The sequence below is a fragment of the Endothiovibrio diazotrophicus genome, from assembly GCF_054657215.1.
On the sequence record NZ_BAAHXB010000004.1, the window covers coordinates 15802 to 36058 of the forward strand.

Annotated in this window: 19 protein-coding genes; 12 read left to right on the forward strand and 7 right to left on the reverse strand. The window is 65.0% G+C overall.

Translation table 11 applies throughout. The features are described from left to right. Positions 1 to 321: 321 nt before the first annotated feature. From ccoN to ccoS, 8 genes are all read left to right on the forward strand, one after another. Complete coding sequence (gene ccoN, locus ACYQ2W_RS01970) at positions 322 to 1752, forward strand: cytochrome-c oxidase, cbb3-type subunit I (protein WP_459862879.1); 1431 nt, start codon at positions 322 to 324, stop codon at positions 1750 to 1752. A gap of 18 nt (positions 1753 to 1770) precedes the next feature. Continuing rightward, positions 1771 to 2481, forward strand: a complete 711-nt coding sequence (ccoO, locus tag ACYQ2W_RS01975; protein ID WP_459862881.1) for a cytochrome-c oxidase, cbb3-type subunit II — start codon at positions 1771 to 1773, stop codon at positions 2479 to 2481. Further along, entirely contained in the window at positions 2474 to 2686 is a 213-nt protein-coding gene (locus ACYQ2W_RS01980; protein WP_459862883.1) for a cbb3-type cytochrome c oxidase subunit 3, read from the forward strand. Before ccoO ends, ACYQ2W_RS01980 begins: the two co-directional genes overlap by 8 nt. Beyond that, a complete protein-coding gene (gene ccoP, locus ACYQ2W_RS01985) occupies positions 2676 to 3524 on the forward strand; it encodes a cytochrome-c oxidase, cbb3-type subunit III (protein ID WP_459862885.1) in 849 nt (282 codons plus the stop codon). Before ACYQ2W_RS01980 ends, ccoP begins: the two co-directional genes overlap by 11 nt. 559 nt (positions 3525 to 4083) lie before the next feature. Then, a complete protein-coding gene (ccoG, locus tag ACYQ2W_RS01990) occupies positions 4084 to 5505 on the forward strand; it encodes a cytochrome c oxidase accessory protein CcoG (RefSeq protein ID WP_459862887.1) in 1422 nt (473 codons plus the stop codon). Positions 5506 to 5789: 284 nt separating this feature from the next. Next, positions 5790 to 6320: a FixH family protein gene (locus ACYQ2W_RS01995; RefSeq protein WP_459862889.1), complete on the forward strand. Its 531-nt coding sequence runs from the start codon at positions 5790 to 5792 to the stop codon at positions 6318 to 6320. A gap of 115 nt (positions 6321 to 6435) precedes the next feature. After that, the gene (locus ACYQ2W_RS02000; protein ID WP_459862891.1) at positions 6436 to 8868 is read left to right on the forward strand and encodes a heavy metal translocating P-type ATPase; all 2433 of its coding nucleotides are present in this window, start codon (positions 6436 to 6438) and stop codon (positions 8866 to 8868) included. A gap of 169 nt (positions 8869 to 9037) precedes the next feature. Beyond that, positions 9038 to 9280 (forward strand): cbb3-type cytochrome oxidase assembly protein CcoS, encoded by a 243-nt coding sequence (ccoS, locus tag ACYQ2W_RS02005; protein WP_459862893.1) that lies wholly within the window; start codon positions 9038 to 9040, stop codon positions 9278 to 9280. A gap of 183 nt (positions 9281 to 9463) precedes the next feature. Here ccoS and ACYQ2W_RS02010 read toward each other — a convergent pair whose 3' ends face one another. From ACYQ2W_RS02010 to ACYQ2W_RS02025, 4 genes are all read right to left on the reverse strand, one after another. Continuing rightward, entirely contained in the window at positions 9464 to 10156 is a 693-nt protein-coding gene (locus ACYQ2W_RS02010; protein WP_459862894.1) for a hypothetical protein, read from the reverse strand. 188 nt (positions 10157 to 10344) lie between these two features. Then, positions 10345 to 10806 carry a D-aminoacyl-tRNA deacylase gene (dtd, locus tag ACYQ2W_RS02015; protein ID WP_459862896.1) on the reverse strand — a complete coding sequence of 154 codons (462 nt, stop codon included), beginning with the start codon at positions 10804 to 10806 and terminating at the stop codon, positions 10345 to 10347. A 339-nt stretch (positions 10807 to 11145) separates the two neighbouring features. Then, on the reverse strand, positions 11146 to 13695 hold the full coding sequence (gene metH, locus ACYQ2W_RS02020) for a methionine synthase (RefSeq protein ID WP_459862898.1): 2550 nt from the start codon (positions 13693 to 13695) through the stop codon (positions 11146 to 11148). A 201-nt stretch (positions 13696 to 13896) separates the two neighbouring features. Then, positions 13897 to 14319, reverse strand: a complete 423-nt coding sequence (locus ACYQ2W_RS02025; protein ID WP_459862900.1) for a rhodanese-like domain-containing protein — start codon at positions 14317 to 14319, stop codon at positions 13897 to 13899. Positions 14320 to 14611: 292 nt separating this feature from the next. On the opposite strand from ACYQ2W_RS02025, the gene ACYQ2W_RS02030 reads away from it, so the two are divergent. The 4 genes from ACYQ2W_RS02030 (at position 14612) to ACYQ2W_RS02045 (ending at position 17787) form a co-directional block, all read left to right on the forward strand. Then, entirely contained in the window at positions 14612 to 15370 is a 759-nt protein-coding gene (locus ACYQ2W_RS02030) for a tRNA 2-thiocytidine biosynthesis TtcA family protein (protein ID WP_459862902.1), read from the forward strand. Continuing rightward, positions 15367 to 16260, forward strand: coding sequence for a lysophospholipid acyltransferase family protein (locus tag ACYQ2W_RS02035; RefSeq protein WP_459862903.1), 894 nt, complete (start codon positions 15367 to 15369; stop codon positions 16258 to 16260). Before ACYQ2W_RS02030 ends, ACYQ2W_RS02035 begins: the two co-directional genes overlap by 4 nt. A 63-nt stretch (positions 16261 to 16323) precedes the next feature. Then, positions 16324 to 17055 (forward strand): carbonic anhydrase, encoded by a 732-nt coding sequence (locus ACYQ2W_RS02040; RefSeq protein WP_459862905.1) that lies wholly within the window; start codon positions 16324 to 16326, stop codon positions 17053 to 17055. An 84-nt stretch (positions 17056 to 17139) separates the two neighbouring features. Then, positions 17140 to 17787 (forward strand): carbonic anhydrase, encoded by a 648-nt coding sequence (locus ACYQ2W_RS02045; protein ID WP_459862907.1) that lies wholly within the window; start codon positions 17140 to 17142, stop codon positions 17785 to 17787. 185 nt (positions 17788 to 17972) lie between these two features. On the opposite strand, the gene accC is transcribed toward ACYQ2W_RS02045, so the two are convergent. The 3 genes from accC to aroQ are packed head-to-tail and all read right to left on the reverse strand — an operon-like array spanning position 17973 to position 20234. After that, complete coding sequence (accC, locus tag ACYQ2W_RS02050) at positions 17973 to 19313, reverse strand: acetyl-CoA carboxylase biotin carboxylase subunit (protein ID WP_459862909.1); 1341 nt, start codon at positions 19311 to 19313, stop codon at positions 17973 to 17975. 14 nt (positions 19314 to 19327) lie between these two features. After that, positions 19328 to 19780 carry an acetyl-CoA carboxylase biotin carboxyl carrier protein gene (gene accB / locus ACYQ2W_RS02055; RefSeq protein ID WP_459862911.1) on the reverse strand — a complete coding sequence of 151 codons (453 nt, stop codon included), beginning with the start codon at positions 19778 to 19780 and terminating at the stop codon, positions 19328 to 19330. Positions 19781 to 19793: 13 nt separating this feature from the next. Beyond that, positions 19794 to 20234, reverse strand: coding sequence for a type II 3-dehydroquinate dehydratase (gene aroQ, locus ACYQ2W_RS02060; protein WP_459862912.1), 441 nt, complete (start codon positions 20232 to 20234; stop codon positions 19794 to 19796). Positions 20235 to 20257: the final 23 nt, after the last annotated feature.

The window sequence follows — 20257 nt, forward strand, 5'->3', positions numbered from 1 at the left end:
GCAAATACTTTTTGACATTTGTCGCCCTTTTGGTAAGGTACGACGCTGCGTGAAATCCCCCGCTTCGTTACGTGATATCACGGCGCTGCGGCGGGTTGGGATCGTGAACACTGGAGACCGAACGGCGCCACGGAGAGCCGCCGACAGGGAAGGGAGGGTAAGGGTCACAGGGAACAAAAACCGGTGGCTCGCAGTGTATCCGCCGAAGGCAGCCAGCGTGCTGTCCCCCCGCTTGGGGCGGCAAAGGGCCTATGGCTCGAGGACCCGTGGAATCCATGGGGTGGTCGGACGTTTGCCGTACTTCACTAGAGGAGAGTGCTCGTGGAAGCGACGCAAGCAGAACAAACATACAACTTTGACGTGGTGCGATGGTTTACCGTTATGGCCGTCGTGTATCTGGTGGTGGGTCTCCTGGTCGGCGTGTTTATCGCCTCCGAGCTGGCCTTCCCCGTCCTCAACATGGATCAGGCGTGGTTGACCTTTGGTCGCCTGCGTCCGCTGCACACCAATGCGGTGATCTTCGCCTTCGGCGGCTGTACCCTGATGGCCACCGCTTTCTACTCCGTGCAGCGCACCTGCGGCGTTCGTCTCTGGAGCGACAAGCTGGCGTGGTTCACCTTCTGGGGGTGGAACCTGATCATCGTCTCCGCCGTGGTGACCCTGCCCCTGGGCATGACCTCCGGTAAGGAGTACGCCGAGCTGGAGTGGCCCATCGACATCCTCATCGCGGTGGTCTGGCTCTCCTACTTCTTCAACTTCGTGATGACCATCTCCATCCGCAAGACCAGCCACATCTACGTGTCCAACTGGTTCTTCATCGGCATGATGGTAATGATCACCTACCTGCACGTCGTCAACAGCCTGGCCATCCCGGTCTCGCTGTTCGACTCCTACTCGATCTTCTCGGGTGTGCAGGACGCGATGGTGCAGTGGTGGTGGGGCCACAATGCGGTGGGCTTCTACCTGACCGCGGGCTTCCTCGGCATCATGTACTACTTCGTGCCGAAGCAGGCCGGTCGTCCGGTCTTCTCCTACCGCCTCTCGGTGATCCACTTCTGGGCGCTGATGTTCGGTTACGTCTGGCTGGGTGCGCACCACCTGCAGTACACCGCCCTTCCCGACTGGACCGGCTCCCTGGGTGCCGCCGTCTCGCTGGCCATGATCATCCCCTCCTGGGGTGGCGCGGTGAACGGCATGATGACCCTTTCCGGCGCGTGGGATAAGCTGCGTACCGACTACACCCTGCGCTTCCTGATCGTCTCCCTGGCCTTCTACGCCATGTCCACCTTCGAGGGTCCGGTCATGTCGCTGAAGACCGTCAACGCGCTCTCCCACTACACCGACTGGACGATCGGCCACGTGCACTCCGGTGCCCTGGGCTGGGTGGCGATGGTCGGCTGCGGCGCGCTGTACCACATGGTGACCCGCCTGTGGCACACCGAGATGTACTCCGTGAAGCTGGTCAACCTGCACTTCTGGATGGCTACCATCGGCGCCGTGGTCTACATCACCGCGATGTGGGTCTCCGGCATCATGCAGGGCCTGATGTGGCGCGCCTACGACGAGTACGGCACCCTGGCCTTCACCTTCGCCGAATCGGTCGAGGCGATGCACCCCTACTACGTGATGCGCGCCGCCGGCGGTGCCATCTACCTGCTGGGTGCGGTGACCATGCTCTACAACGTGGTCATGACCGTCAGCAAGTCCGCCTCCGAGGGCAGCTTGGCCAAGGCCAAGACCGCCGCCGCTTAACGAAGGAGTACAGAACCAATGGCTGATCAAATCTACTCGACCAAGCTCCAGGATACGATGGAGCGCAGCGTCTGGAGCCTGGTCCTGATGCTCGCGGTGGTCGTCTCGGTAGGCGGCATCGTCGAAATCGTGCCGCTGTTCTACCTGGACGGCACCATGGAGCACAACCAGCACAAGGAGATCCTGTGGGACCGGGGCGACAAGACGCTCAACGACTGGAAGGCCGGTGACGGCGTCCGTCCCTACACTCCGCTTGAGCTGGTGGGCCGCGACGTCTATCTGCGCGAGGGGTGCTACCTGTGCCACTCCCAGATGGTGCGTCCGTTCCGTGACGAAAAGGAGCGCTACGGTCACTACTCGCTGGCCTCCGAGTCGATGTACGACCACCCCTTCCAGTGGGGTTCCAAGCGTACCGGCCCGGATCTCGCCCGCGTCGGCGGCAAGTACTCCAACGAATGGCACATCAAGCACCTGACCGCTCCGCGCAGCGTGGTGCCGGAGTCCGTGATGCCCAACTACCCCTGGCTGGTTGACGGGCAGATCGACGCCGAGCATGTGAAGACCGCCATGGGTGCGATGCGTCTGCTGGGTGTCCCGTACACCGACGCGGACATCGAGGGCGCTTCGGCGGCCATTGCCGGTAAGACCGAGATGGACGCCGTGGTGGCGTACCTCCAGGTCCTTGGCACCATGGTCAAGTTCGAGGAAGGTACCGACTACCGTGAGTAGTCTGCTGGAGTACTTCCATACCGATTGGGAGGCAATGACGCACAACGACTGGATCGGCACGATCCTCACCGTTGTGGTCTTCCTCCTGATGGTAGTCCTCTATATCTACGCCCTCCATCCGAAAAATCGGGACAAGCTGGAAGCCCAGCGTCACATCCCGATGGAGGAGGACCAGATCGATGCGGAGAAACAAAATGGCCGATGAGAAAAATCCGTACCCGGGTGCAAACATTACCGGGCATGTCTGGGACGACAACCTGTGTGAGCTGACCAATCCGCCGCCCAAGTGGTGGATGCTGGCCTTCCACGCGAGCTGGATGTTCTGTGTGGTCTACGCCCTGATCTATCCGACGATCCCGCTCGTCACGACCCACACCAAGGGTTTGACGGGTTGGACCGCGATCGGTGAGTACAAGGCCGCGGTGGCCGAAGTGGACGCCGCCCGCGCCCCGTACGAGGAGAAGCTGGCGGGGATGACCGCGGAGCAGATGAAGGCGGACCCGGAGATCTCCGAATACATCGCCCGTTCCGGGAAGGTGCTGTTCGGTGACAAGTGCGCGGCGTGCCACGGCTCCCAGGGCCAGGGTACCCCCGGCTTCCCCACCCTGCTCGACGACGACTGGCTCTACGGCGGCGATCTGGCCACCATCCAGACCACCGTCACCGGCGGCCGCAAGGGCAACATGCCGGCGATGGGCGGCTCGCAGATGACCGACGCCGAGATCGAGTCGATGGCCGATTCGATCATGGCCGGCAAGCCGACCTCCAACCCGCTGTACATGACCAAGGCCTGTGTTGGCTGCCACGGTCCCGACGGCAAGGGCATGAAGATCCTCGGTTCGGCCAACCTGACCGACTCCGTGTGGCGTTTCCAGGCCGCGGATCAGCGTGCCTCCGTCATCCACACCATCAAGTACGGTGTGAACGACAGCCGTTACCCGGAGACCCGTCAGGCCGAGATGCCCTCTTTCAAGGGCAAGTTGACCGACACCGAGATCAAGAAGCTGGCGGTCTACGTCCACAACTTCGGTGGTGGGCAGTAAGCACACCGAGTCGCGGAACGGCCCGGGGGCTCATGCCCCCGGCCGACCCATCGAAAACCTAGTAGAGGGGAAAGAAAATGGGTTTTGGTACTTCTGACGCGGTGGCTATCGGCTCCGCGATCACCGTGGTCATCTCCGTCGTCATCGTCGCCTTCCTCTGGTTCAAGGTGAAGGGGTTGATGGACAAAGATGCGCAGAACCGCAAGGACTGACCCCCTTGGGGCGTCGGTGAAAAGGGGGAGGTGGAAACACCTCCCCTTTTTTTGTTTCGTTGCTGTGATCGCCGGGCCTGCGATGGGGGGGGAGATGCCTGCACTGGGTGACGTTGGGGGTAACTAAGTCACTGTTGCGAAGTTTGCGATTTGTAAGTATTTGTACCAATCATGAGTGCAATTTGATTATTAGTGTGTTCTAATAATTGATTCGTTTCAGATGCTCGCCCCGGGTGAGTCGTGGAGCACTCCGCTCCCCGGCGTCTGTCGCCCCGCCCGCCCCGGTCGGTGCGATTTCATTGTCGATGCCCTCGGGCGCCCCACGTCGCAACACAGGAGATTCCGCCGTGAGTGATGAGAAGAGTCAGCAGACCGGCCTTGACGAGCTCTACGAGGACTATATCCATCACGTCAACACCGGAGGCAAGACGATCCACGCCAAGCGGGTGCCCGGCACATGGCGCAACATCAAGTGGATCAGCGCCACGGTGTGGTTGATCTTCTTCCTCGGCCCGTACCTGCGTTGGGGGGATCGACAGGCGGTGCTCTTCGACATTCCCAATCGCCAGTTCCATATCTTCGGCCTGTCGGTCTATCCGCAGGATTTCTGGATGCTCTCCCTGGTGCTGCTCTTTTTTGCCATCCTGCTTGCAGTGGTGACCACCATGGCAGGGCGGGTCTACTGCGGATATTTCTGCTTTCAGACCGTTTGGACCGATGTCTTCACCTGGATCGAGGAGAAACTCGAGGGCAATCCCGCCCAGCGGCGCAAGCTTGATGACGCGCCGTGGAGTTTCGGCAAGATCCGCATCAAACTGGCCAAGAACGGTGCCTGGCTGGTGATCTCCGCGCTGACCGGTCTCTCCTTCGCCGCCTGGTTCACCGACGCCTTCCAGTTGTGGCACGACTATTTCACCCTGCAGGCCCCCTCTACCGCATGGATCGTGCTCGGGCTGTTCACTGCCGGTACCTGGTTCCTCGCCGGCACTCTGCGCGAACAGGCCTGCTTCTGGCTCTGCCCCTATGCCCGTATCCAGGCGGTGATGGTGGACGCCGAGACCCTGGTTCCCACCTACGACTACCGCCGCGGGGAGCCCCGCGGGCGGATGCGCAAGGGGGAGGATCGCAACGAGTCGGGCCTGGGTGACTGCGTCGATTGCGGCCAGTGCCTCGCGGTCTGCCCCACCGGCGTCGATATTCGTCACGGTCAGCAGGAGGGATGCATCACCTGTGGGCTGTGCATCGACGCCTGCGATCAGGTGATGGACAAGATCGGTCTGCCACATGGGTTGGTCCGCTACGCCTCCCTCGATGAGATCGACGGCAAGCCGGTGGTGGCGATGTTCCGGCGTCCGCGGGTCATCGTCTACCTGACGATCCTGACCATCGCCATCATCGGCATCGTCTACGGCCTGACCACCATGTCGACCATCGACATGAAGGTGCTGCGTGAGCGTCAGCCGATGTTCGTGCAGATGAGTGACGGCACCATCCAGAACAAATACACCATCAAGGTGATGAACAAGACCGACAGGGATCTCCACCTTCACCTCACCGCGGAGGGGCCGAAGGGGCTGAAGCTGATCGGTGCCGAGGAGGGAGGCTTCGTTGCCGAGAACGGCCGGGTCAATCCGTTCACCGTCTTCGTGCGGGTGCCGCAGGAGAATCTCGATGAGGAGATGACGCCGCTCACCTTCCATGTCGACTCCAAGGAGGACCCGGCGATGAAGGCCGACTACGAGAGCTCCTTCGCCGCCCCCCGGCGCTGATGTCGGTGCCCCGCGCCGTGGTCTAGGAGGCTGTCGGACTTAGGAGGATCGAGCTGCGGGAGTGGGAGAGTGGTCCCGGTTTTTCGGAAATTTGAGGAGAATAGCGAGCTATTTGACGAGAATTTCCGGAAAAGGGCAGGGCCGCTATCCCGCTTCCGCGGCCGATTCATCCTAAGTCCGACAGCCTCTAGGCCCACGGCGCGGCAATACCCTCCTCCCGCCGCTTGGGCTAAAATGGCCCCCTTCCTTTTCGCGGTGCCCAGCCGCCTTTTCAGGAGTCGACGATGAGCGATCAGACCGCCAAGGGCCCCTTCGGGATCTCCCAGTCGAGCAAGCGCGCGTGGCGCAATCCGTGGGTGCTCGGCTGGATCGCCATGGTCGCGCTGGTCTTCTCCATCAACGCCTTCATGGTGAGTCAGGCCTTCGTCACCTCTCCCGGCCTGGTCAACGAGCAGTACTACGACAAGGGTGAGAACTACCACCAGACCATCGCCAAGCGTCAACTGGTCGCCTCCCTCGGCTGGGACGTTTCGCTGGACAAGCCGGCCCGTCCCACCCTGGGCAAGACGAGCACCTATCGCCTGGTCGCCGTCGATGCCGCCGGTCAGCCGCTGAAGGCCGATTCGGTCACCCTGTTCGCCTATCGTCCGGCCGACCAGCGGGCGGATTTCAAGGTCGCCTTCGTCGAGGAGGGTCCGGGCCGCTTCCGCGCCGACGTCGATTTTCCGCTGAAGGGGATCTGGGACCTGGTGGTGCAGATGTCGGCGCAGGGGCATGACTACGAAATCCCCGAACGGACCAAGGTCCACGACTGAGATTCGGAGCGCGATCGCGCTCCGAAAATTTTTGTGTGGACTGCTTTGCTTGAAGGTGCCGTGGCCGTGACCGGCGGGCGCCCTTTTCCTCACCCCTCGCCATAAGGGACGGATCGTGTCCCAGAACTGCTGCTTCCACTGCGGGCAACCGCTTCCCTCCGATGAGACCTTTCGTGCCGAAGTGGGCGGTGCCGAGCGCGCCTTCTGCTGCTTCGGCTGCCAGTCGGTGTGCGAGGCGATCTATCAGATGGGGCTGGAGGGGTTCTATCAGCGTACCCCCGACGGTCAGCTCCTCGCTCCGCCCCCCGAGCCTCCGAAGGAGACCGCCCTCTATGACTTGGACGAGGTGCAGGGGGAGTTCGTCCGCGAGCTGGGCGAGCTGCGCGAGATCCACCTGCTGGTGGAGGGGATCCACTGTGCCGCCTGCGTCTGGCTGATCGAGACGACCCTCGGTCGCACCGACGGGGTGGTGCGCGCGGAGGTGAACCTCTCCGGAAAGCGGCTCCACCTGCGCTGGGACAACCGTCTGATCCACCTCTCCGACGTGCTGAAGAAGCTCGCCGCCATCGGCTACGCGGCGGTCCCCTACGATCCGGAGGTGGCCGAGGGACGCCTCAATCGCCAGAACCGGGCGCTGCTCTTCCGCATGGCGTTCGCCGGGTTCACCATGATGAACCTGCTGTGGATCTCCATCGCCCTCTATGCGGGCGCCGACCAGGGGGAGTACCGGGCGCTGTTCCACTGGGTCGGCTTCGGTCTGGCCACCCCAACCCTGCTCTACTCCGGCTGGCCCTTCCTCAAGGGGGCGTGGACCAACCTGAAGACCCGACACCTGGGGATGGACCTGCCCATCGCCATCGGTGCCACCGCCACCTATCTCTACTCCGCCTACATCACCATCACCCAGGCGGCAGTGGGCGAGGTCTACTGGGATACGGTGGTCAATTTTCTGTTCGTGATCCTGGTCGGGCGTTATCTGGAGGCGATCTCCAAGCGCCACGCCGTCGCTTCCACCCAGCGCCTGATGGACCTCCAGCCGCGGGTGGCCACGGTGATCCGCGACGGCGAGGAGCAGGTGGTGCCGATCCGCGCGGTGAGTGCCGGCGAGCAGGTGCGGGTGAAGCCGGGAGAGAAGGTGCCGGTGGACGGGGTGGTGGTGGCCGGTGAGAGTCAGGTGGACGAGTCGATGCTCTCCGGTGAATCCCTGCCGGTGTGCAAGGCGCCGGGCGACGAGGTGACCGCCGGCACCGTCAACGGTGACGGTGCGCTCACCGTGCGCGCCGAGAAGCTCCTCGGTGAGACCGCCCTGGGGCGGATCATCGCCCTGGTGGAGGAGGCGCAGGCGTCCAAGGCGCCGATCCAGTGCGTCACCGACCGCATCGTACCGTGGTTCGTCGCTGCCACCCTGGGCCTGGCGACGGTGACCTTTCTCTATTGGCTGGGCAGCGGTTTCGAGCATGCGCTGATGGCGGCGGTTGCGGTGTTGGTGGTGACCTGTCCCTGCGCCTTCGGTCTGGCCACGCCGATGGCGATTGCGGTGGCATCGGGGGCGGGGGCACGCAACGGCGTGTTGGTGAAGAACGGCGAGGTGCTGGAGACCCTCTCCTCCATCGATCATGTGGTGTTCGACAAGACGGGTACCCTCACCGAAGGCGCGGCGCGCCTCCGCTTTTTCGCCGGCGGCGAAAAAGCGGAGTATTGGAATGCGATCGCGGCATTGGAGCGCTACTCCGAGCATCCGTTGGCGAAGGCGATCGTCGCCGGCGCGGAAGAGCGGGGCTTCAAGGGGCGAGGGGGCGTCGACGGTTTCCGTGCCAAGCCCGGATCGGGTGCCAGCGGTAGGGTGGACGGTATCGAGGTGGCGGTAGGTTCCGCAGCGTGGATGGATGAGTTGGGTGTGGAGCGTGACGACCGCTTCGACGCGCAGGAGGCGGAGTGGGCGGCGCAGATGGTGACCGCGGTGCACTGCGCGGTGGCTGGGCGCGAGGTGCTGTTGTTGGGGATCAGCGACGAGCTGCGCGCCGATGCCGCACGATTGGTGGCCTCCCTGCGGGAGAAGGGAATGCGCTTGACCCTGCTCTCCGGTGACCGGCGCCCGGTGGCCGAGGCGGTGGCGGAGCGGCTGGGCGGGATGGAGGTGATCGCCGAGGTGCGTCCCGAGGAGAAGGATCGGGTGATCGGGGATCTGCAGCGGGCCGGTCAGCGGGTGGTGATGGTGGGGGACGGCATCAACGACGCCCCGGCCCTGGTGCGCGCCGACGTCGGCATCGCCCTTGGCTCGGGTACCGACGTCTCCATCGAGAGCGCCGATATCGTGCTGATGTCCAGCGAGCTGCACAAGGTGGAGCTGGCCACCGAGCTGTCGCGGCGCACCCTGCGTACGGTGCGCCAGAACATCGCCATCTCGATCACCTACAACCTGATCATGGTGCCGCTGGCGATGGCCGCCTTCGTCACCCCGCTGGTGGCGGCGGTCTCGATGCCGGTCAGCTCCCTGCTGGTGATCGCCAACGCCGCCCGCATTCGCCGGATCTTCTCACGTTCGTGAGTGGTGGGATTCCACCACCATGAGGGGCATGCAGGGGAACGAAGGGCAGGGAGGATGTCTAACGACTTGTCCCACCCTATTCCAAATCTTGGCGGATTACCGTCGTTCGTGAACCAGCGGACGGTGGGGTCGCGAACTCCGCCCAACGAAGCAGCGTGGTAATCCGCCAATGGATGTGATTTACGGGCTTATTCCCGGCATGATCCTGATGGGGCTCGGCATGGTCGTGGTCTTCATCCTCGCCGCCCGCAGCGGCCAGTTCGACGATCTGGAGGGCGCGGCCCACCGCATCCTGATGGACGACGACGATCACCCGCCCGGCGCCCGGCCCTCCACGGAAGCCACGGAGGTCGCCGATACCGCGGAGGCGTCGTCCGACGACGACGGCAAGGAGCGCGCGGAGCAGCGATAGGCGTCTCCGCCTAATGCTGGTGAAAGTCCGCGGGAAGGTGGGTGCGAGCGTAGGGTGTGCCGTTGCACGAGGCGCACCGCCCTTTCCGGCTGGTGCGCCTCCGGTCGTCGGCACGCCCTACCCGGATTTCAGCGAGCGGCTCACATACTTGCCGCGCGAAGCGCGCCTTCGTGTTGGATTCCTTTATTCCTTTCCTCCTTCTTTGTCTCGTGAGGACGCGGCATAAAGCGGCGTGATCAGCCGTTCGAAGTCGCGGGGCGCGACATACTGCATGACCGCCTTGCCCTTTTTGTCGAGGGCGATGTCGAGCCCCTTGCTCGGGTAGAGCAGGTGGAGGGTGCCGTTGCGGTCGGCGTCGATCCGCCGTTGCGGCTCGCCGAACAGGCCGACCAGCTGCTTCTCCTCCAGTGTGGCCTTCGGTAGATAGGTGATCGAGGAGATCGGGGCGAGGCGGGCCAGCGCTCCCTGCTCCCCGGAGAGCTGCACCTGGGAGCTGCCGCTGCTCGACTTGGAGATGCGGATGCCGCCCTTGTAGAGGCCGCGGAGCGAGGCCTCGTCCATGCTGAGGGTGAGCACTATCCGCGCCTTCAGCCCGCTCAGCCAGACGTCGTTGAAGTAGCCCTCGAGCGAAGGCTTGTCACCGTCGCGGACGAAGAGCTGGATGTCGGCCTCGTCATCGAGGGTTCGCTCGGCATCGGCCAGGGTGCTCTCGTCGAGGGTGAGGTTGAAGACCCGGCTGCCGCCATCGGGCAGCAGTTCGATCTCCCAGGGCAGTGCGCGCACCTTGCGCACCGTCTCGCCGCTGGGCAGGATCATCCCCACCCCGAGCAGAATCATCACCACCGAGAGCACGATCAAAATGGCTTTACGGTCCACGGGTTGTCCTCGTTTGCGCGTTCATTGTTGCGGCGCCGGCCGGGTCGGTGGTCGGCGCCGGGTGGGGTAGGGAGGATGGCTTTCTGTCGCTGACCGTTGGGGCCCGCGAAAGAATAACTTCCTGTTTTGGGGTGTCGAGACGCCCGTCCGGCGCCGGGCGGAACGGATCGGCGTTCCAAAACAGGAAGTTATTCTTTCGCGGGCCCTGCCGGGGCGACCCGCAGTTGAAAGGTGACCGGTCCGTCGTTGATCAACGATACCTGCATGTCGGCGCCGAAGCGCCCCTCGGCGACCGTCGGGTGGCCGTGATGGGCGCGATCCGCCAAGTAGCGAAACAGCTTCTCCCCTTCCGCGGGCGCCGCCGCCGTGGTGAAGCTGGGGCGCATCCCCTTGCGGGTATCCGCCGCCAGGGTGAATTGGGGCACCAGCAGAAGTCCACCCTCGACGTCGCGCAGGCTGAGGTTCATCCGGCCTTCCGCGTCGGCGAACACCCGGTAGCCGAGCAGCCGCTCCAGCAGCCGTTCCGCCTGTGTCTCGCCATCGCCACGCTCGACGCCGATCAGCACCAGAAGGCCGTGGCCAATCCGGCCAACGGTCTCCCCGGCCACCTCGACGCGGGCCTCGCTGACCCGTTGCAACAGCCCGATCATCGCGTTCTTCTGCGCGAAATATCGTACGGCATCCGGGTGCTATTCCTAAAACCCCATGGCGAAATTCTCAAGAAAATCATCAGAAATTTCCTACGCAATTTTCGTCTATCTTCCTACAGCGAAAATTCTGCTTTCGTGCCACCATTAAGCCGTACCTTGGATACGCCCGGAATCTCGCGATGGAATGCGGGGTCCGGCGGAGGAGATAACAAACCAACAGGGATGGAGGATGTCTGAGAGACCACCAAAGGTCGCCAGGAGGCACCCAATACAATCGCCTTCACTGCCCTCGGGCAGATGAATCCCGGCCTCACCCGCCGGGTTTTTTTTGCCCGTCGTTCAGACGGCGGCCTTCGTCTCCATGATCCGGTCCATCAGCCGCAGGCCGGAAAAGGCATCCTTGGCGTAGTGGACCGCGTCGGCGACGCCGTAGGCTTCGGCGCAATCCTTCTCCACGTAGCCCCGGGTGAGCGCGGCCCCGCCGAGCAGCACCGGCACGTCGAACCCCTCGCGCCGCATTTCCTCCAGATTGTCCTTCATGATCACCGTGGACTTGACCAGCAGGCCGGACATCCCCACCGCGTCGGCGGTGTGCTCGCGCGCCGCCTCCATGATGGTATGGACCGGCTGTTTGATGCCGAGGTTCACCACCTTGTAGCCGTTGTTGGTGAGGATGATGTCCACCAGGTTTTTGCCGATGTCGTGGACGTCGCCCTTCACCGTGGCCAGTACCAGGGTGCCCTTCTGCCGACCGTCGGCCTTCTCCATGTGCGGTTCGAGGAAGGCCACCGCCGCCTTCATGGTCTCGGCGGACTGGAGCACGAAGGGGAGCTGCATCTGGCCGGAGCCGAACAGCTCGCCCACCACCTTCATGCCGTCGAGCAGCAGGGTGTTGATGATCTCCAGCGGCGGGTACTTCTCCATGGCCCGCGCGAGGTCGGCGTCGAGCCCCTGCTTGTCGCCGTCGATGATGCGCTGCTTGAGCGCCTCCTCGATGGTCGCCGGGGCCTTCTTCTCCTCCTTCGCCAGCTCCACGTCCTTGAACAGGTCGACGAAGTGGAGCAGCGGGTCGCGCCCACCGCGCCACTCGTTGAAGATCAGGTCCTCGGCGGCTTGGCGGTGCTCCTCATCGATCTTGTGCAGTGGCATGATCTTGCTGATGTGGATGATCGCCCCCTGCATGCCGCGCGCCATCGCGTGGTGGAGGAATACCGAATTGAGCACGTGGCGCGCCGCCGGCTTGAGGCCGAAGGAGATGTTGGAGAGCCCCAGCGCGATCTGGCAGTCGGGTAGCTCCTTGGCGATCCGCTCGATCGCCTCCAGGGTCTTCAGGCCGTGGTCGCGGTCATCCTCGACGCCGGTGCAGATGGTGAAGGTGAGCGGATCGAAGATCAGGTCGTGGGCCGGCAGGCCGTGCTGGAGCACCGCGAAGTGGTAGAGGCGGTGGGCGATCTTCAGCTTGTCGTCCACCTCCTTGGCCATGCCGTCCTCGTCGATGGTCAGTGCCACCACCGCGGCGCCGTACTTCTTCGCCATGGTGAGCACCTGCGCGGCGCGCTCCTCGCCGTCTTCGAAGTTGATCGAGTTGATGATCGACTTGCCGCCGAGCATCTTCAGCGCCGCCTCGATCACCGGCGGCTCGGTGGAGTCGATCACCAGCGGCACGGTGATGTTGGCGCGATAGCGTTCGATCAGCGCCTGCATGTCGCGCGACTCGTCGCGCCCGACGTAGGCGACGCAGACGTCCAGCGCGTGGGAGCCGTCCTTCACCTGGGCGCGACCGATGTTGGTCAGCGCATCCCAGTCCTCCTCGGCCAGCCGTTCGCGGAACAGCTTCGAGCCGTTGGCGTTGGAGCGCTCGCCGATGGCGAACACCGCGTTCTCCTGGCGCAGCGCCATCGCCGAGTAAAGCGAGGAGACCGCCGGGGTGAGCTCCACCTCGCGCGGCACCGGGCCCTTGTGGTCGCGCTCGTCGAGCATCTCGCGCACCGCGGCGATGTGCCCCGGCGTGGTGCCGCAGCAGCCGCCGATCAGATTGGCGCCGTCCTCTTCGACGAAGCGGTAGTGCCAGTCGGCCAGCTCCGCGGGCAGCAGCGGGTACTCGGTCTGGCCGTCCACCAGCATCGGCAGGCCGGCGTTGGGCATGATCGAGATCATCCCCGGCCAGTGCTCGGCCAGGGTCTGCAGGTGCTCCGACATCTCCGCCGGGCCGGTGGCGCAGTTCATGCCGATGCCGTCCACCTCCATCGCCGCCAGGGCGGTGATCGCCGCCTGCATGTCGGAGCCGACCAGCATGGTGCCGGTGGTCTCGATGGTCACCTGGGCGAAGATCGGCAGGTGGACATCGCGTTCGCCCATGGCGACGCGCGCGCCGTTGATCCCGGCCTTCATGGTCAGCAGGTCCTGGTGGGTCTCCAGCAGGAAGCCATCGACCCCGCCGTCGATCAGCCCGCGGGCCTGCTCGGCGTAGGAGGCCTCCAGGGTGTCGTAGTCGATGTGGCCGAGGCTCGGCAGCTTGGTGCCGGGGCCCATGGAACCGAGCACGTAGCGCGGCCACTCGGCGGTGTCGAACTCATCGGCCACCCGGCGGGCGATCTCCGCGCCGAGCTTGTTGAGCAGATAGGTCTTCTCGGTCAGCCCGAACTCGGTGAGCACCACCTGGTTGGCGCCGAAGGTGTTGGTCTCCACCACGTCGGCGCCCGCCTCGAAGTAGGCACGATGGACGCTCTCGACGAAGTCCGGGCGGCTCTCGATCAGCACCTCGGTGCAGTTTTCCAGCCCCCTGTAGTCGCGCTCGAGATCCAGGTCGGCGGCCTGTACCAGGGTCCCGGTGCCGCCGTCGCACAACAGCACCCGTTCACGAAGTCGTTCGATGAAGCTCGGTTTCATGGTCGAAGATCCAAGATAAAAGGTAAAAGAGAAAAGCAGGAAAGGGCGGGAGCGCGGTTTGCGTACATGTGAGGGTAGGAATCACGAAGGCAGGAGTGAAAGTGAGAGGCCGAATGTCCTCGACCATCCATTTCCACGGCGTAAACCGCGGATCGCCCCCTCTTGCGTTTATCTTTCACCTTTCCTCTTTCCTCTCGGAGATCAGCACTGTTCCCACGGCAGCCCCTCGCAGCGCCAGCCGTTGAGGGTGTTGCGGTGGTGTTGGTCGTCCAGTTCCCCTTCGAAGCCATCGGCCACATGGTGGACGTTGGTGAACCCCGCCTCGATCAGCGCTGCGCCCGCCTGTAGCGTGCGGTTGCCGCTGCGGCAGATCAGCACGATGGGGCGGTTGCGCCCCTCGTCGCCGGCGAGCGCCTCGCGCACCTCGGTGACGAAGTCGGGGTTGACGTCCCAGCTCGGCTCGTCGATCCAGGCGATATGCACCGCCCCCACCGGGTGGCCGACGAACAGGAACTCCATGGTCGAGCGGATGTCGATCATCACCGCGTGGGGGTCGCGGTGCAGCAGCTCGTGGGCCTCGCGGGGGGTGAGGCCGCGCAGCTCGGCGGGTGCGGAGCGCTCCATGGGGGTCGTCTCCCGGTGGGGAAAAGAGCGAAATTATAACCCAGGCCGGGATTTGCTGTGTAACGGGCGCGCGGAGGCGGGCGAACCGGGTCAAAGGTCAACGGTCAACGGTCAACGGTCAACGGTTAAAGGTTAAAGGTTAAAGGTTAAAGGTTAAAGGGTCTCCGTTCGGCGTCGCTCCGGTCTTCGATATTGTATTGTTTGGAAAACAATGCATTGGGTTGGCACGGCCGCTACTTCCTTTATCCTTTGACCTTTCGCCTTTTACCCAAATTGAGTACCTTTCCCGGTCATGACCGTCCCCCGCCCCAAGACCGACTACACCCGCCCGCCCAAATCGATCCTCCGCCAGGTGGGCCGGGCGATCGCCGATTTCGACATGATCCGCGAAGGGGACCGGGTGCTGCTCGGCCTCTCCGGCGGCAAGGACTCCCTGACGCTGCTTCATGTGCTGCTCCACCTCCAGGCCCACGCCCCAATCCGTTTCGGCCTCGGTGTGGTCACCGTCGATCCGGAGGTGGAGGGGTTCGATCCGTCCCGGCTGAAGCCCTACGTGGCCGATCGCGGGGTGCCCTACCTCTTCGAGGAGCATCCGATCATGGATCTGGCCAGGGAGCACATGACCAAGGACTCCTACTGTGCCTGGTGCGCCCGCATGAAACGCGGCACCATCTACTCCGCCATGCGCCGCGAGGGCTACAACGTGCTCGCCCTCGGCCAGCACCTGGACGACCTGGCCGAGTCGTTCCTGATGTCCGCCTTCCACGGAGGCCAACTGCGCACCATGAAGGCGCACTACCTGAACGACGCCGGCGACCTGCGGATCATCCGCCCGCTGGTCTACGTCCGCGAGCGGCAGACCGCCGACTTCGCTCGCGCGGCGGAGCTGCCGATCATCAAGGACAACTGCCCCGCCTGCTTCACCATGCCGACCCAGCGCGCCCACATGAAGGGGCTCCTGGCCGCCGAGGAGCGCGCCAACAAGACCCTGTTCCGTAGCCTGCTGACCGCCATGCGGCCGCTGCTGACCGAAGGGGGGATCCCGCCGTGAGGGGCGGTAGGCGGCTGCGGGAGCGGCTGCTGCTGGGGCTCCTGCGGCTGCTCGCCGCCCTGCCGCTGGCGCTCAACCACGCGCTCGGGGCGGCGATCGGCCGAATGATGCTGATACTCCCCACCCGTATGGGAGGTGTCGCGCGAACCAACATCGAGCGCTGTCTGCCGGAGCTCGCACCCGCCGAGCGCCGCCGCCTGCTGCGCCGGGCGATGGCCGAGAGCGGCAAGACCTTCAGTGAGCTGGGGCCGATGTGGCACTGGTCCGCCGAGCGGTTGATGGCGTTGGCCGTCCAGGTGGAAAACCGCGAGGCGGTGGAGGAGGCGATGGCCGAGGGGCGGGGCGTGGTGATGCTCACCCCGCACCTCGGCTCGTGGGAGATCGGCGGCCTCTACTGCGCTCGCCACTGGCCCATGACCACCCTCTACCGCCCGCCGCGGATGGCCGCCCTGGAGCCGCTGATCCGCGACGGGCGCGCGCGCACCGGCACCCGTCTGGCGAAGACCGACGCCGCCGGCGTGCGTGCCCTGATGCAGGGGCTGAAGCGCGGCGAAATGGTCGGTATCCTCCCCGACCAGGAGCCGGGGGAGGGCAATGGGGTGTTCGCCCCCTTCTTCGGCATCCCCGCCTACACCATGGTGCTGGTCAACCGCCTCGCCCGGCGCAACGGCGCTGCGCTCTTCATCGGCTACGCCGAGCGGCTGCCGAGGGGAAGGGGCTACCGCCTCCACTTCATCCGCTGCCCCGACGACCTCGCCGACGAAGACCCGGAGGCGGGCGCCGCCGCCCTCAACCGGGAGGTGGAGCGGATGGTGCGCCGCCTGCCGGAGCAGTACCAGTGGGGCTATCGCCGCTTCAAGCAGCGCCCGGAGGGGAGCCGCCGGGTATAATCGCCTGAGCCCGCTCCCGGCGGGCCTTTCCCGCCTCGAACCTAAATCTTGGAGAGTGACCCGATGAAAAAATGCCTTCTCGCCTCAATGCTGATGATCGTTGCCGGCAGCGCCGCCGCCTCCGGCGGTGCCCCGTGGGGCTACAGCGGTGAGGAGGGCCCCGAGCACTGGGGCCAGCTGAGCCCCGACTATCACCTCTGCGGGACCGGCCGCAACCAGTCGCCGGTGGACCTCGGCGGCTTCATCCAGGCGGAGCTGCCGCCGCTGGCCCTCCACTACCAGGCCGGTGGCACCCGGGTGGTCAACAACGGCCACACCATCAAGGTCGACTACGCCCCCGGCAGCACCCTCCAGGTCAACGGGCGGCCCTATGAGCTCAAGCAGTTTCACTTCCACTCGCCCAGCGAGAACCTCATCGCCGGCGACTCCTTCCCGATGGAGATGCATCTGGTCCACGCCGACGCCGACGGCAACCTGGCGGTGATCGGGGTGATGTTCGAAGAGGGCGAGGCGAATGCCGAGCTGGCCAAGGCGTGGGCGGCGATGCCCGATCACCGAGGCTCGGCCGCGCCGGCCTCCACCATCGACGTCAACGGCCTGCTGCCCGCCGATCGCGACTACTTCCGCTACAACGGCTCGCTGACCACGCCGCCGTGCAGCGAGGGGGTCACCTGGCTGGTGATGAAGCACACGGCTACCGCCTCGAAGGCACAGATCGAGGCCTTCCAGCATGTGATGCATCACCCCAACAACCGCCCGGTGCAGCCGATCAACGCCCGCACCATCCTCGATTAGCGTAAACGCAGCCCCGGGGTCGCGGACCCCGGGGCGGAGGTTCGACCCGTCATGTGTGGAACGGTTTGCGACAAAGGGGGTGGGATGAGCGGTCCAGCGAGTGCAGCGGAAGCGTTGCGGCGGTTGCGGGAGGGGAACCAGCGGTTCGTCTCCAACGTGCGCAGCCTTGAGGCGATGGCGAGCCACTCCCGTCGCGGCGGTGGGGAAGATGGTCAGCAGCCGATGGCGATCATCCTCGGCTGCTCCGACTCGCGGGTGCCGGCGGAGATCGTCTTCGACCAGGGGCTGGGCGAGCTCTTCGTCATCCGGGTGGCGGGCAACATCGTCGCGCCCTCCCAGGTGGGCAGCGTCGAGTTCGCCGCCGAGCAGTTCGGCACCCGGCTAGTGGTGGTGATGGGCCACTCCCACTGCGGCGCCATCTGTGCCACGATCGATCAGCTGATCGAACCGCAGCCCCACCACTCCCACAACATCCGCTCCATCGTCGACCGTATCCGCCCGTCAGTGGAGGGGCTGCTGGAGACCGATCTGCGTCACGACCGCGAGGCGCTGGTCGCCCGCGCGGTGCGCGCCAACGTGCGCACCGCCGCCAACCACTTGCGCCACGGCTCGGCGTTGTTGGAGCGATTGGTGGAGAAGGACGGGTTGATGATCGTCGGTGCCGAGTACTCCCTGGAGACCGGCGTGGTGGAGTTCTTCGACGGGGTAGACGGAGTCGCCGAGGCGGAGTAGCCCGTCGAGCGTTTGGCGGGACTCGAAACGAAAAGGCCGCGATGGCGCCGCGTCTGCTTCTGCCGCCTATCAAATCGAAGTGCCGCACTCCGTCCCGATCGCGGCCTCGGGGCCGCTCCTACAGGGAATCGAGGTGCAGGTCGCTAACTCGGACATCGCCTTTTTCGTCCGGTGAGGTGGCGAGATCAGAGTCCCAGCTTCTTCTCCAGGTAGTGGATGTTGGTCCCCCCCTGCTGGAAGGCGGCGTCGTTGACGATGTCGAGTTGCAGCGGCACGTTGACCTTGATGCCGTCGATCACCAGCTCCTGCAGCGCGCCGTTCATCCGCGCCAGGGCCGCTGCGCGGTCCTCGCCGTGGGTGATCAGCTTGCCGATCATCGAGTCGTAGTAGGGGGGCACCCGGTAGCCGTTGTAGATGTGGCTGTCCCAGCGCACTCCGGGGCCGCCCGGCGGGTGGAACTGGGTGATGGTGCCGGGCGAGGGCATGAAGTTGGTGGGATCCTCGGCGTTGATCCGGCACTCCACCGCGTGGCCGGTGAGGTGGATATCCTTCTGCTTGTAGGAGAGCTCCATCCCCGCGGCGATGCGCAACTGCTCCTTGACGATGTCCACCCCGGTGACCATCTCGGTGACCGGGTGCTCCACCTGGACGCGGGTGTTCATCTCGATGAAGTAGAACTCGCCGTTCTCGTAGAGGAACTCGAAGGTGCCGGCGCCGCGATAGCCGATCTTGCGGCACGCCTCGGCGCAACGCTCGCCGATCTCGTTGCGTAGCTTGACGCTGATGCCGGGGGCCGGGGCCTCCTCCACCACCTTCTGGTGGCGGCGCTGCATCGAGCAGTCGCGCTCGCCCAGGTGGATGGCGTTGCCGTGGGTGTCGGCAAGCACCTGGAACTCCACGTGGCGCGGGTTCTCCAGGTACTTCTCCATGTACACCTCGTCGTTGCCGAAGGCGGCGCCCGCCTCGCTCTTGGTCAGCGAGATGGCGCCGATCAGCGCGGCGTCGCCGTGGACCACGCGCATGCCGCGGCCGCCGCCGCCGCCGGAGGCCTTGATGATCACCGGGTAACCGATGCGGTTGGCGATGCGCAGGTTCTCGGCGTCGTCGGGGCCGAGCGGGCCGTCGGAGCCGGGAACGCAGGGTACTCCCGCCTCTTTCATGGCGCGGATCGCCGAGACCTTGTCGCCCATCATGCGGATGGTCTCGGGGCGCGGGCCGATGAAGGTGAAGCCGCTCTGCTCGGCCCGCTCGGCGAAATCGGCGTTCTCCGAGAGGAAGCCGTAGCCGGGGTGGATGCCGGTGGCATCGGTCACCTCGGCCGCCGAGATCAGCGCCGGGACGTTGAGGTAGCTGTCGGCAGAGGGGTTGGGGCCGATGCAGACGTGCTCGTCGGCCAGTCGCACATGCTTCAGATCGCGATCGGCGGTGGAGTGGACGGCGACGGTCTTGATGCCCAGTTCGCGGCAGGCGCGCAGGATGCGCAGGGCGATTTCGCCGCGGTTGGCGATGACGACTTTTTCCAGCATGGGGGCGACCGTCCTTATTCGATGATGAAGAGCGGTTGTTCGTACTCCACCGGCTGGCCGTTCTCCACCAGGATCTTCTTGATGGTGCCGGCCTTGTCCGCCTCGATCTGGTTCATCATCTTCATCGCCTCGATGATGCACAGGGTGTCGCCGACGTTGACCGAGCGGCCCTCCTCGACGAAGGCCTTGGCGGTGGGCGAGGAGGCGCGGTAGAAGGTGCCGACCATCGGCGACTTCACCGGGTGGCCGGTGGTTTCGGCGGGGGCCTCGGCGGCCGCAGGCGCCGCAGCGGAAGCCGCTGCCGGGGCGGGTGCGGCGACCGGCGCGGCCATCATCGGGGCGGCGAAGGACATCGGGGCGGTGGCGCGGCTGATTCGCACCGACTCCTCGCCCTCCTTGATTTCGATCTCGGCGACACCGGACTCTTCGAGCAGCTCGATGAGCTTCTTGATTTTGCGAATATCCATGTTGGTTTACCCGTTAGTGGTTCAGTCGTTCGAGCGCGGCCCGCAGGGCCAGCTCGTAACCGATCGCGCCGAGGCCGCTGACGACCCCCTGGGCGATGTCGGAGAAATAGGAGTGACGGCGGAACGGCTCCCGCGCGTGGACGTTGGAGAGGTGGATCTCGATGAACGGGATCGCTACCGCGCTGAGGGCGTCGCGCAGGGCGACGCTGGTGTGGGTGAAGGCGGCCGGGTTGATAAGAATGAAGGCGGTGCCGTCGTCGCGGGCAGCGTGGATGCGCTCGATCAGCACATGTTCGGCGTTGCTCTGCAGGCTCTCCAGGCGGTGTCCCCGCTCTTCGGCGAGCGCGACGAGGCGGGCGTCGATTTCGTCGAGGCCGGTATGCCCATAGTGCGTCGGCTCGCGGCTGCCGAGCAGGTTGAGGTTGGGGCCGTTGAGGACGAGAATCTTGGGCACGGGGGTGTCGTTGCGTGTCTGCG